The sequence below is a fragment of the Acinetobacter sp. ANC 4204 genome (genome assembly GCF_002135205.1).
Taxonomy (GTDB): domain Bacteria; phylum Pseudomonadota; class Gammaproteobacteria; order Pseudomonadales; family Moraxellaceae; genus Acinetobacter.
Window position 1 is genome coordinate 65,647 of the sequence record NZ_NEFZ01000008.1, and the last position, 12,635, is coordinate 78,281.

Below are 12,635 nucleotides of genomic sequence, written 5' to 3' on the forward strand. Positions count from 1 at the left end.
TTGAAACAATTTATCATTTATCCTGCCAAACAATACACTTTATTGCTTTTTGATACGCCAAACTCAATATATTCAGCATCGATGATCGCATTTTTATTTGCCCTATACCCAAAATGCCAATCTGAATGAACAATGAGCTCTCTCAAAACCAACTTCTCAATAGGCTGTAAAAAAGCATTATTTCGCTCATCAATACCATAGCTGCTAAGAACCTCAGCAAACAAATCAGTATCTACCTTCATATCTTCCATTTCAGACATCATCTTAGCATCTCGAACAATGTTAACCGTAGTTGCTAGATTTCCACTCGTTGCGCTAAAAAACCTTAGCGACATTGTAACTTCTTCCAATTTAATCTTTTTAGACAACCCATATGCTTCTGATAGGCACATCAAAAGTCTTCTGTAATCATCACGATCCTCGTTACTACTGATCCTAAAGGGTGGAATGGTGTAACGGTATGATATTCGACGTGCTAATTGCTGATTCGATTCAACAAGATATCTACTCCAAGGCATTCCCATAAAAATAATCGGTATTTCAGTATCATTGATTAGATCTTTGAATAAATCTGCAATTCCTGTAACAACCTTTGCACTACGACGTTCAATGATCACTTGAATTTCATCAAGGATTAGCAACTCGATACCAACCACTTTAAGTAGCGTAATCAATCGCTCATAAAGCTCACCTTTGTTTCTCGCACCCCGTCCACACTGTGGATCACCAATAGTAACTAACAACGATCTTAGGAATTCTTCTGGTGTAGAAACTGATCTTAGTTCGTAGTGTAGAACGGGGATATGTGTCCGCTCCGCTTGTTCTATTTTCGGATTATTCTTTGCATAATATTTTGCTAACTCAGATTTCCCGCTCCCAGATTCTCCAGTTACCAACATACAAGAAGCAACACCGTATTTTTTCTTCTTATTGCGCAAAGAATCAAATAGATTCACCATCTTCGTAAGAAATGGACTTTTAATGAATGGATGATCCTCAAATGTAGTTCTCATTAACCCATACTCCATCCATTTAAGCTGAGATTATCCCCATCATCCTCAAAATCAACTTTCATCGTGCGATGTGAGTTATCCCCCACAAGACTAATATTAGGGATACCTGTTTTATCTGATCTTGCTACTTTTGATGTTGTTACTTGCTTATTTTTTCGAGCATTTCTTGCATGATACTCTTCACGTTCTTTAGCAAGTTGAACTTTAGCCTTTTGGAGATTCAAGTTATCAAATTTGGATTGTCGAACAGCTTTTGCAGCAGCTCGGATCTTCTTATGCTCAAACTCAGAAAGATTGGAGGCATAAGAATATTTCAAGCAATCTACTTTTAAATAGACCTTGTTAATCTTATCTAGCACCAATATATAACCAATATCAAAAGGATTGTATTTTACAGTTACCTCTCCAGGCCCATCTCTTCTATATAAGTCTTTGAGAAGGCTTGAGTCATAGTTCATCGAAAAAATTTCGATACCACCTTTATGTAGTGTACGTGTAGTAGTAGCCAATAAAATAGTAGTCAACTCTTCTTTATCTTCTACTGGTACTGGAAAGCATTCCTCCGAACTCATCCAAATTTCATACGGTGTTAAATCTGAATCTTCTATAGGTGTATGGTGATAATCTTCTGTCACCCACTTCACGAAATAGCGTTTAAACTCTGAAAATGTGAGCACAGCTTCCTGCCGTGCATCATAGCCGTCCCCAGATTTACCAATTTTTCTAACCACACCAGGCAAATCATCAAGCACTAGTGCATTAACTATACCGAAGAAACGTTCAATACGACTTTTATAATTACCTTTACGAATCGGACAATACTGAAAAACGGCCCCTAATTCATCTGCAACAGCAATAAACTTCTGTCCCCAAAACTCATTACCATTGTCTGTTACAAGTGTAGAAGGAATACCGTGAGCAGGCCACAAATTGTTTAAGCCCAACTCTTTCACACAATCATCTTTTGGCAAAAATGCATTCAAACAAGCCAAACAAACTGATGCATATGAAGGCTCTTCAAAAGACATTTGAAACCCAAGTAACATTCCAGAATAATGATCTATCAAAGCAGTAATATAAGGCCGGCCAAGTAAGGTTTTATAGTCGTCATGCAGAACATGAATATCCAACTGAGTATGATCAAGTTCAACACGTTCTAAGACTCTAGTGGTAGTCATTCCACTTAATGCTTTAGCAAGTTCAGCCTGCAAAACTCGAGCTCCATGTCGCCCTTTTCTCTTAGTTTGGTAAAGTCCACGTAAAACACGATCCTGAACGGTATGATATGTAGGTTTCTGAAGCGGCGCATCAGGATGATCTAAATTGTGTGACATAATTTTAGCTTCAACATTACGAACTACCGAAGCCATTGACGACTGGCTAAGTGTGTAATATCGCTTTGCAGCATCTTCAATAATTTCAATAACTTTTATATCAATCTTAGGGTTTCTATGACCTTTAAATCGATGCTTAGGATAAAGACCTCGTATCTTTAGACCTGCCTCGACAAAACTCACGTACCAACTTCTTACTGATTGCCAATGTGGTGCTTTTTCACCTAATTCTAAAGCAACTTCATCTATCGTATTTCTGGCACTTTTCTCAGTGATTTTGCTAATACCATTTTCCTGAAGCCTTTTGATATATTTATATTTTCTATTGGTTTCACGCTGCTCAGCTTCTGAAAGATCAATAAGCTTAAGATCCCCGAAATCTCGTGACTCAGCAAGAAATTTGATACCTCCTGAAGCATACACTGTACCCAGTTCTTCTCGACTCAATCTAGATACGGCCCCATTCTCGATATCTGCTAAAACAACTTCTGCTTTTCCTACAAACCTGACCATAGCACGATGAAAAGGAATGCCATTGTTAAACTCAATGATTACACCTTGTTCCCATAACTCAACAGACATCAAATTTCACCTCTGTTGTCATACTCAATGGCTCAGAGCTCATATCAAATCGCAAATACCCCAGCGCAATCCATGAATATATTTCTCTCAAGTGTGCACGATCACCAAGTCTATTTACTAACTGTACTAATGGCATCGAATCTTTAATATCTTCGGCACACTGCTGAAGATTCTTCATTTTTAATAAGGGGCGTTTTCTATATTGATAAAGCTTTTCATAGTTTGATAGCAATGGCTGCTGATAGATTTCAATTTCACTCACTATCAGAAAGTCTGTATTAGTATCCTGCAAGAAATTGGAAAAGCGAGAAAAGAGGGACTTATAGTGTTCGGTTTGAGTATTTTCAGAGGGTTTGACCTCAACATATTTCCGAACACCAGAAGTATAAATAACTTCAAAATCAGGTGTATAGATACTACTACCACCATCATCTTTAGGAATCTCAAATTTTCGAGGTTGCGGAAAATACCTTTCAACCTCTGCGTCAAATTCTAGGTAAAGACAATATTTCGACTCTAAGATGGATTCAACAAGAATTGTCTTTCCATCATTAGCCTTTATTGAAGGGAAGCGAACAATATTTTTAACAGCAGATTTCTGAATTTTACGCGCAGGGCTATTCATTTTCTAGCTCATCCTGAACTTCCTTGTTCAAATTATAAGCTTTTTTATAAGTTTATCCTACATAATTTATAGACTATTCCTACAATTTTATAAACTTATCCTACAATCTACATTAAACCACTAGCTCTGCCAAATTGCCTTTTTGCTCTAACCACTCTTTACGGTCACTCGAACGTTTTTTAGCCAGCAATTTATCCAATAAACCTGCGGTGAAATGACTATCATCCAAGTCCAACTGCACCAAACGGCGTGTATTCGGATCCAGTGTAGTTTCCCGTAGTTGGCTAGCATTCATTTCACCCAAACCTTTGAATCGGGTAATTTGTGGGTTCTTGGTTTTACATTTTTTTAAAATGCTTTCCAGCTCTTCATCATCCAAGGCATAGTGCACATCTTTGGCATCATCAATTCGATACAGCGGTGGCATCGCCACATACAGATGTCCTTCTTCAACCAAGACAGGAAAATGCTTCACAAACAAAGCACACAGTAGCGTCGCAATGTGTAGACCATCCGAGTCAGCATCGGCCAAAATACAAATCTTGCCATAACGTAGTTCTGATAAATCATCCGACCCCGGATCGACTCCTATGGCAATCGCAATGTTATGCACTTCTTGCGAAGCCAAGACTTCATCGGAAGAGACTTCCCAAGTATTTAAGATTTTCCCACGAATTGGCATGATCGCTTGGAAGTTTTTATCACGTGCTTGTTTAGCTGACCCCCCCGCAGAATCCCCTTCCACAATAAACAGTTCAGACTCTTCTAAGGTATGTCCAACACAGTCTGACAGTTTTCCGGGTAATGTTGGCCCTGCCACAATCTTCTTACGTTCAACCTTTTTCGCAGCTTTCAGACGACGACCCGCTTTCGAGATCGCCATTTCCGCTAACTGCATGGCAATATCGGAGTTTTGGTTTAACCACAGTGCAAAAGCATCTTTGGCGATATTTTGGACAATCCCTGCTGCTTCACGACTGGATAAACGTTCTTTAGTTTGCCCTGAGAACTGTGGCTCTTGGAACTTGAGCGACAAAATATAGTTCACACCATCCCAAACATCTTCAGCAGAAAGCTTCATGTTTCTTGGCAATAAGCTACGAAGCTCACAAAACTCGCGCATTGCATCGGTCACGCCTGAACGTAGGCCATTCACGTGGGTTCCGCCCTGCGCGGTTGGAATCAAGTTCACATAACTTTCTTGAACCAACTCACCGCCATCAACATTCCAGCAAATGGCAAATTCGGCACTGGCACGCTCAGCATCTCCTGTAGCCACAAAGGCTGGATGAGGCAGAATCTCACGATCTTCTATTTCATCCATCAAATAATCGACGAGGCCATTCTCAAACTGCCAAACAATTTTTTCATCATTGATTTGGTCAACATAATTGATTTGTAAGCCTGCAGCCAAAACGGCTTTGGCTTTTAAATTATGCTTCAGCGCTTTCAGGGCAAATTTCGGTGAATCAAAATATTTGGCTTCAGGCCAAAAGTGAACAGAAGTCCCTGTCGCACGCTTCGGTGCTTTACCTTCTAATACCACCAAGGGCGCAGTCGGCTCCCCCTGCTCAAACGCCATTTGGTAAAGGTTGCCCTGACGTTGAACTTCCACCTCAACTCGGCTAGATAGCGCATTGACCACGGAAATTCCAACACCATGCAAACCACCTGAGAACTGATAGTTGTCAGTACTGAATTTACCCCCTGCATGCAGTTTGGTCAGAATGATTTCAATGCCGCTTTGACCATATTCAGGGTGGATATCGACAGGCATACCACGACCATTGTCTTCCACCGACAGCGAACCATCTTTATAAACGGTGACAGTAATTTTATTGGCATGACCTGCAAGTGCCTCATCGACCGCATTATCAATAACCTCTTGCGCCAAATGGTTTGGGCGTGTGGTATCGGTATACATGCCAGGACGACGACGTACCGGATCTAAACCAGATAATACTTCAAGGGATTGGGCCGTATATTGAGACACGTTGTACTGTTTCCTTATTTTAAGCAGTCCGATAAAAACTGTAATGCCATCGGTATTTTGTCTGCGAAATCTTCCATCGCATGATTGCCTTTCGTTTCCGAAATCACAAGCGCTGCGCCATTATAATAGCGCTCTGCGTCACGATAATCCAAAACTTCATCGCCTTGTTGCAATAACACTAAAATTTTGTCTGCATCTTGCACAAATGGCAGTTCGATCTGCTCAAGATAATCCAACTGTGCATCATCCAGCGTCCAATGTTCATTCACCTTATAAGGCAACTGAGCCACACCAAATAAATCTCTGAACAATTGCCATGGTTGCATAGCAGGGTTAATCAGCACAGCAGGGACTGCCAACTTCGCGACCAATTGTGTCGCATAAAAACCGCCTAAACTGCTCCCCACGAGCACCACTTGATCCAACTCTTGAATCAAAGCCGTTAATTTTTCCAAGGCCAAATGCGGAGGCATATTCAAGTCAGGTAAATGTACTTGCCACCCTGAATGGGCTTCACAGTAGTGTTTCAGCAATTGACCTTTTATTGATGAAGAACTGCTTTGAAAGCCATGTAAATAAATTATATTCATGCTGTAAATTTACTCTTCCACATCATCATTTATATTGTGCACTCAAAGGAGATCCTTTTAACTGACTGATTTTTTTTGTATGTATCGAATATTGTCAGACAAAAAAATAAGATCAACCTTACATTCATCGCTATTGTAAAAGTTATTCGAGATGAATTAGATAAGCTAGAGTGCTAAGAATTTATACCGTGATCGTTGAAAAAAATAAAGTCCCTGCCGACACAGAAACTCAAGGGTAGAAAAAATGCCAAGTTTAACGCCTCTGCACGAGACCTATTGTAAATGGGATCGTACTCCTCCCAGCCAAGCCGATGTGCTTGAAGGGGTTGCTCAGCTGCTTACCACGCGCCTAGGCGACGTTGTCCATGATTTAATTCAGGCCATTCAGCGTGAAATTTTAATCAGTTTGTTTGGGATGAACGAGGCCAGCTCAAAAAAGTTTCTATCTACCCGCTACATTGAGAAGCTTTACCAATTTTCTTTCAATACCCTACAAAACTACGGTAGCTATTTATTAGCACCGAGTTTACGCCATATTATTGAAAAATTTCCCAATTTACACCATAAACCCTTAACCCCAACCTTGCATTATTTAGTTGGGGCGCTGAATGGTGTTTTGGGTGACTATTTACTCAAATACCATAACCCTGTGGCACTACCGATGGTGCTGTATGATCATTATGGCGCTGTCCAACAAGGTGAGTTATCTGGCCGTGTGGTAATTATGGTTCATGGTCTATGCATGAATCATTTGTACTGGAGTACAGCGCGTTATGGCGGTATTGGGGAAAAGCTGTTGGCACAACGTGCCCAAAACACGATGTTGTATTTGAACTACAACACAGGGCGTCGTATTTCAGCCAATGGACGTAGCTTTTCTAATACTTTACAAGACTTGCTCAACCGTAACCCCCGTATCAGCTCAATTGATCTGATTGGACACAGCATGGGTGGGCTGGTTTCACGCAGCGCACTGTTCTATGGCAAACAGAATATGCAAAGCTGGATTCATGTAGTGGAAAACATGGTCTGTATCGGTTCTCCACACCATGGCGCAGTTTTAGAACGCTTTGGCTTTCATTTACAAGATAAACTCGGGCGTTTCCCATTTGTCAAAATTATCGGGCATGTCGTCAATATTCGCAGTAATGGCATTCTAGACTTGCGTCATGGCAGTGTGCGTGATGACGACTGGGAGCACAATGAAGCACGTATTGGTCAAGTTGATGACAACCGTAAACCTGCCCCATTGCCCTCACATATCAATACATTCTTGATCGCAGGTACGATTGAATTTGAAAAGCGCAAATATCGCGCGCTGAATGTGATTGGCGATTATCTAGTTAGTGTAAAAAGTGCTTTAGGCGAACACATGAATCCACGCTTTCAATTGAAAGTGCCTGATTCGCATAAAGCAATTTTCTATGGCTTAAACCATTTTGAACTGCATACCCATGCCAGTGTGGCAGAGCAAATCGTACATTGGTTCTATCCAAATCCAACTGAAACGGAATATGGTCAGGTGCATGAATACATGGTTGGGCTGGATGATTTTGAGGGTATTGCGCTGACCTAAGCCCCTCATACAGCTCATAAAAAAGCCAACATGACGTTGGTTTTTTTATCTTTATTATTTTTTCTTTGCGTGGTTCGGATATTTACGGAACAGCTGCCACAAGCTAATCAACGCCAGTGCCACAAAAAACACCAAAGACCATACAGGTAAGGACTGACCCAAGAACGTCCAATCCACAAGTGCACATTCACCAGAACCTGTCAGTACCTGTTCAAACACTGAACGCAAAGGCAAGGTGTCTAACCAATAATCCAGACCTGGTCCACAACTCGGCACTTGATCAGGTGGTAAGTTTTGTAGCCAAACATGACGTGCTGCCACACCTGCAGACCATAAGACCGATACACTACCAAGAAACGTATAAAAACGTTTAAAACCATTTGATGCCGGGTTATGTAAAAAGGCAATCAGTGAAATTAACCCAAGTCCAATCAGTCCCACACGCTGGAACACACAGAGTGGGCAAGGGTTCAACTGTGCAGGGCCATGCTCTAAATACAAGGCAAAGGCCATACCAATAATACTGGCTAAAACCAACACACCACTCACGAAGCGATAACTCCATTGCATGGTTAATCCTCTTAATTTTTTATCTAAATTGTGCAAGATACTGCTCAAAACTCAGTTGGCTGTCTTGCTCTAATTGTGCTTGCTGTTGTAAAGATACCGTAGCCAAATCATCAAAATAAGCCCATGTCTCTGCACTCAGCTGATGACGCTCATAACTTGATGCATGTTGTGCGGCCATTTGGCTACCAAAGCCCCATGTCCCACCCGCTTCCAAAGTATCTTCGATCATCTGCGCCGACAAAGTATCATCAACTTCGGCCACTCTCTGTTGCATGACTGTCATTGCTTTACTGTAGAGTGTGGTGTCATAGCACTGATCTAACAACACAACCAGTTCTTGCATAGCCTCTAAATGAGACTGACTCCATGCTTCAATCGGGAACGATTGCTCACCCACGGCAATTGTGGCATTCGGTGCGCGCCCACGATTGACCACTTCCGCTTGGTTTTTCTCGATTTGATCTTGCTCTGCGGACAAAAGTTCTGGGCTATCTAACAGTAAGCAATACAGTGCCAGTACTTCTAAGAAACCAGCGGTATCTTCATTGATTCCAATCGGGCTATACGGATTGATATCCACCGCGCGAAGCTCGACATAACCAACGCCTCGATTACTCAGCGCTTGGGACGGTGTTTCCCCTGCTTGTGGTACTTGCTTTGGACGTACCAAACTGTAGTACTCATTTTCTATTTGCAAGACATGATCATTAATCTGAATCGGTTCGCCCTGCGCATCATTGAGGCCTAAACGACTAAACGGTGCATAAGCTGTTTTGACTGCTTTTTGTAGACCTTCGAGATAACCGTCGATATTGTTATAATGAATCCCGAGTTGCTTTTGTGCTGAGTTTTGATAACCAAAACGTCCCATCCGCAGAGCAGTTGCATAGGGCAAATATAAGGTTCCGCGCAACAACGGCAATAGGTGGTGTTCACGTCCTGTCATAAAACACTGGCAGACCGATGGGCTTGCCCCGACCAAGAACATCACCAATGGCGTGAGACGAATAAAGTTGCGGATCAAACCAAAATAACGATGACTGCGATAATCCTGTGCAGACAAGGCTTTCAGCGCTTCATCTGTCTCATGTTGTTGTAATTGTTCAAACAGCTGATCGGGAAAGGACAAATTATAGTGCAGTCCTGAAATGGTTTGCATCCGTCGCCCATAACGAACACCTAAACCATGACGGTATAGGGTTTTAAACTTTCCAATATTAGATGTGCCATATTGAGCGAGACGGATTTTTTCGTCATCGTCATCCAACATACAAGGCATTGACAAGGGCCACAATTTTTCACCGCTTTCCAAGTGTCGATGTGCCACCGTATGGATATCTTTTAGATAATCCAAGGCCTCAGTAATAGTCGGCTGTGGTGGGGTAATAAATTCTAATAACGCTTCTGAATAATCTGTCGTGATGTGTGGGTGAGTCAGTGCAGAACCCAAAGCTTGGGGATGATCAGCTTGAGATAAAAAGCCATTACTTTGCATACGCAAACTTTCACGCTCAATTCCGCGTAACATCCCTTGCAAAAGTGATGAATTGAACCAAGTCGGTAACACAGCTGTAGATTTAGATGCGGGTTGACCCATTACAATCTCACTTTTTGGAAGAAACAACGACCACGACGAATAAAATAAAATCATCAGTTTAAATCAGTATAACGTGATTTTAACTCGGCACATTACACCCAGTCCTATTTTCAAGTAAACCATCTGTTCTATTTTTCGGAAAATATTTATCACAAAGTTACGCTATTAGACATGTCAAAAGTGTGATTCTATTGAAGAATAAATGCTAAAGAATTGTAAACTTTATGAATTATCAAGAAATTTTAGACTTTTGGTTTGATCCTCAACACCAAACTTGGTGGTTTAGCCAAAATGATGCCTTTGATGCCCTGATCGAAGAAAAATTTAAGAGCATTCATGAGCAAGCCATACATGCTGAGCTCTGGTCTTGGCGCAGTAGCGCTGAAGGACGTTTGGCTGAAATTATTGTACTCGATCAACTGTCGAGAAACCTGTATCGCAACAGCCCTTTGGCCTTTGCTCAAGATGCGCTGGCTTTGGCTTTGGCACAAGAAGCGATTTCACTTAAATTAGATATCGAATTATCAGCGACGCAACGCAGTTTCTTATATATGCCTTTTATGCATAGTGAATCAAAACTTATTCATCAATATGCTTTAAAATTGTTCCAAGACTTGGGTAATCCGATCAATCTCGACTTTGAACAACGTCACAAAGTCATTATTGACCGTTTTGGACGTTATCCTCATCGTAATCAAATCCTTGGACGTAACTCAAGCCAAGAAGAACTGGAATTTTTGACGCAACCCAACAGCCATTTTTAACTGTTCGGTTTCTCCCTCTGTGCTAAGGAGTCTACCTCATGACAAAAATTTTAATTGCCTGCGCATTGGCCACTAGTCTGAGTTTAGTGGGTTGTGCCTCTACCCCCTCAAAACCCTTAACCTTCGACCAATTGGGTCGCTTTAGTAACACACCTTTAAATAGCTCAACCTACCGAATCAGCTTTCAAGCACGTCCCAATATGAGCCATGGTACAGCTGAAGAAATCACGTTGGTTAAAGCCGCACAAACCACCGTACAAAATGGTTATCGCTTCTTTAAAGTGTTGAATGACCCAAGCAATCAGAATCAAGCACCAAGGCAGGCCGTGGTTTACTCTAACCCAATGCCTTATTATCCCTATGGCTATTACTCACGCCACCCAGGTTTCTGGCCCGACCCATTCTATGACACACCACGTCTTGTAAACATTGATCCTGTACAAGTGTCATACAGCATTCAATGCTTTAAAGACCAAAAATCGGCACCAAGTGATGCCTTTGACGCCACGCTGATTTTACAGTCATTGGGTGGAAAGTATGGCCTAAGCCCAACAGGTGAGGTTTTGCCACCACCTGAACCCACAACGCCAGCGCCCACAACCAAAACAAAGTAAGACATAGAGTTCGCCTATGAATGAAACACAAACGACGTCTTCTAACCTACAACGCAGTAAACGCTTTGCCACTATTGCTCTCATCACTGCAGTCGTGACATGGCTTTTGCTGATGGTGGTTGCTAAGTTTGTCCCGACAGACAAAGTGTGGATCATTCATATTTTGATGTTATCTGCTGAAGCAGGTGTGGTCGGTGGTTTAGCAGATTGGTATGCGATTACTGTGCTGTTTCGTAATCCTTTTGGGAAAATGCCCATTCCAAAGTTTTTGCGCGACCACACCGAAATCATCCCTCGTAACAAAGCACGGATTGCTGAATCCATGGGGCGTTTTGTACAAGAGAATTTTCTTTCACCCCAAGTGGTGGAAAAAAGCTTACAAAGTACCGACCTGTCTTTGGCAGTGGGTCAATGGCTCGCCAACCCGCAAAACAATCTACAAATCACCCAAGTGATTCAACAAACCGTGCCTAAAGTATTTGAGTTTGTGGGGCAAGAACAAATTGGCCGTTTTATTCAAAGTAATAGCGTGCAATGGGTGCGTAATACCCAAGTTAATCATTTGGCCAGTGAAATGCTACGCGCCGTACTGGAAAATGATTTCCATCAGGATGTATTACAACGCGGCCTCGATTTAGCACATGACTGGATGACCCAACACCCTGAACAAAGTCGCGAGCTGACTCAAACCTTGTTCAAAGAACTCGGGGTCTGGAAGTTGGCCAAAGGAGCCAGTTGGATTGGGATAGATATTCAGCAAAGAACCATTGACTCACTCATTCAACGAGTAGAGTCAATGCTGGCCGATCCAGAACATCCATGGCGTCAAAAAATTGAAGCGATGGGACATGAACTCATGCTCGAACTGGCAGATGCCAACAGTACAGCCAGCCAACGCTTGAACCAAACCAAAGATGCTCTATTGGATAGTCCACAAGTACTGAATTTTATTAGTGGTGCCGTCGCCATTTTATGTGATGCCATAAAACAAGATCTACAAAAAACCGACTCAGGCATTGCCCACAACATCCGCGTATCCATTCAACAGATTGGTGAAAATATCATCTCCAATCAAGCTGTACGAGATCTACTCAATCAGCGTTTAAGCGGCATTGCAGTCAATCTAAGCGATCAATACAGTGAAAAAGTGATTCATTTTATCAGTGAACGCATCCACGAATGGGACTCCAGTGTCATGATCGACAAAATCGAAAATGAAGTTGGTGGTGACTTACACATGATTCGAGTCAATGGCGTGGTGGTCGGTGCATTTATTGGCTTAGCGCTGGGGATTATTCGCGCGGCGGTTGAACTGCTCTTATAAAAGCAATCCACAAAAATGCATGCTTCACCCCTGCCCTACATGCAAAATTTGCA

At 42.0% G+C, this 12,635-nt stretch carries 11 protein-coding genes; 4 read left to right on the forward strand and 7 right to left on the reverse strand.

Annotation, left to right across the window (positions count from 1 at the left end; genetic code table 11):
- Nucleotides 1-17: 17 nt before the first annotated feature.
- From B9T36_RS15195 to B9T36_RS15215, 5 genes are all read right to left on the reverse strand, one after another.
- On the reverse strand, nucleotides 18-1,013 hold the full coding sequence (locus B9T36_RS15195) for a TniB family NTP-binding protein (RefSeq protein ID WP_171073732.1): 996 nt from the start codon (nucleotides 1,011-1,013) through the stop codon (nucleotides 18-20).
- Nucleotides 1,013-2,929, reverse strand: coding sequence for an integrase catalytic domain-containing protein (locus B9T36_RS15200; protein WP_086210310.1), 1,917 nt, complete (start codon nucleotides 2,927-2,929; stop codon nucleotides 1,013-1,015). Before B9T36_RS15200 ends, B9T36_RS15195 begins: the two co-directional genes overlap by 1 nt.
- On the reverse strand, nucleotides 2,919-3,554 hold the full coding sequence (locus B9T36_RS15205; protein WP_086210311.1) for a TnsA endonuclease N-terminal domain-containing protein: 636 nt from the start codon (nucleotides 3,552-3,554) through the stop codon (nucleotides 2,919-2,921). Before B9T36_RS15205 ends, B9T36_RS15200 begins: the two co-directional genes overlap by 11 nt.
- A 112-nt stretch (nucleotides 3,555-3,666) precedes the next feature.
- Nucleotides 3,667-5,547, reverse strand: coding sequence for a DNA topoisomerase IV subunit B (gene parE / locus B9T36_RS15210; RefSeq protein ID WP_086210312.1), 1,881 nt, complete (start codon nucleotides 5,545-5,547; stop codon nucleotides 3,667-3,669).
- A gap of 14 nt (nucleotides 5,548-5,561) precedes the next feature.
- The gene (locus tag B9T36_RS15215; RefSeq protein WP_086210313.1) at nucleotides 5,562-6,137 is read right to left on the reverse strand and encodes a YqiA/YcfP family alpha/beta fold hydrolase; all 576 of its coding nucleotides are present in this window, start codon (nucleotides 6,135-6,137) and stop codon (nucleotides 5,562-5,564) included.
- Between the two features lie 244 nt (nucleotides 6,138-6,381).
- Between B9T36_RS15215 and B9T36_RS15220 the strand changes: the two genes are divergently transcribed.
- The gene (locus tag B9T36_RS15220) at nucleotides 6,382-7,713 is read left to right on the forward strand and encodes a hypothetical protein (protein WP_086210314.1); all 1,332 of its coding nucleotides are present in this window, start codon (nucleotides 6,382-6,384) and stop codon (nucleotides 7,711-7,713) included.
- A 54-nt stretch (nucleotides 7,714-7,767) separates the two neighbouring features.
- On the opposite strand, the gene B9T36_RS15225 is transcribed toward B9T36_RS15220, so the two are convergent.
- Together B9T36_RS15225 and gshA are read right to left on the reverse strand one after the other, a co-directional pair.
- Nucleotides 7,768-8,283, reverse strand: coding sequence for a disulfide bond formation protein B (locus B9T36_RS15225; RefSeq protein WP_086210315.1), 516 nt, complete (start codon nucleotides 8,281-8,283; stop codon nucleotides 7,768-7,770).
- 19 nt (nucleotides 8,284-8,302) lie between these two features.
- Nucleotides 8,303-9,880, reverse strand: a complete 1,578-nt coding sequence (gene gshA / locus B9T36_RS15230) for a glutamate--cysteine ligase (protein ID WP_086210316.1) — start codon at nucleotides 9,878-9,880, stop codon at nucleotides 8,303-8,305.
- A 224-nt stretch (nucleotides 9,881-10,104) separates the two neighbouring features.
- On the opposite strand from gshA, the gene B9T36_RS15235 reads away from it, so the two are divergent.
- From B9T36_RS15235 to B9T36_RS15245, 3 genes are read left to right on the forward strand one after another with little or no spacing between them, the layout of a single operon-like run.
- Complete coding sequence (locus B9T36_RS15235) at nucleotides 10,105-10,644, forward strand: DUF924 family protein (RefSeq protein WP_086210317.1); 540 nt, start codon at nucleotides 10,105-10,107, stop codon at nucleotides 10,642-10,644.
- A 38-nt stretch (nucleotides 10,645-10,682) separates the two neighbouring features.
- Nucleotides 10,683-11,258, forward strand: coding sequence for a CC0125/CC1285 family lipoprotein (locus B9T36_RS15240; protein ID WP_086210318.1), 576 nt, complete (start codon nucleotides 10,683-10,685; stop codon nucleotides 11,256-11,258).
- A 16-nt stretch (nucleotides 11,259-11,274) separates the two neighbouring features.
- On the forward strand, nucleotides 11,275-12,582 hold the full coding sequence (locus B9T36_RS15245) for a DUF445 domain-containing protein (protein WP_086210319.1): 1,308 nt from the start codon (nucleotides 11,275-11,277) through the stop codon (nucleotides 12,580-12,582).
- Nucleotides 12,583-12,635 lie beyond the last annotated feature (53 nt).

Excerpts from the sequence above, each read along its gene's own strand:
- B9T36_RS15195 (WP_171073732.1), bottom strand. The coding sequence starts at position 1,013 with ATGAGAACTACATTTGAGGATCATCCATTCATTAAAAGTCCATTTCTT.
- B9T36_RS15200 (WP_086210310.1), bottom strand. The coding sequence starts at position 2,929 with ATGTCTGTTGAGTTATGGGAACAAGGTGTAATCATTGAGTTTAACAAT.
- B9T36_RS15205 (WP_086210311.1), bottom strand. The coding sequence starts at position 3,554 with ATGAATAGCCCTGCGCGTAAAATTCAGAAATCTGCTGTTAAAAATATT.
- B9T36_RS15215 (WP_086210313.1), bottom strand. The coding sequence starts at position 6,137 with ATGAATATAATTTATTTACATGGCTTTCAAAGCAGTTCTTCATCAATA.
- B9T36_RS15220 (WP_086210314.1), top strand. The coding sequence starts at position 6,382 with ATGCCAAGTTTAACGCCTCTGCACGAGACCTATTGTAAATGGGATCGT.
- B9T36_RS15225 (WP_086210315.1), bottom strand. The coding sequence starts at position 8,283 with ATGCAATGGAGTTATCGCTTCGTGAGTGGTGTGTTGGTTTTAGCCAGT.
- gshA (WP_086210316.1), bottom strand. The coding sequence starts at position 9,880 with ATGGGTCAACCCGCATCTAAATCTACAGCTGTGTTACCGACTTGGTTC.
- B9T36_RS15235 (WP_086210317.1), top strand. The coding sequence starts at position 10,105 with ATGAATTATCAAGAAATTTTAGACTTTTGGTTTGATCCTCAACACCAA.
- B9T36_RS15240 (WP_086210318.1), top strand. The coding sequence starts at position 10,683 with ATGACAAAAATTTTAATTGCCTGCGCATTGGCCACTAGTCTGAGTTTA.
- B9T36_RS15245 (WP_086210319.1), top strand. The coding sequence starts at position 11,275 with ATGAATGAAACACAAACGACGTCTTCTAACCTACAACGCAGTAAACGC.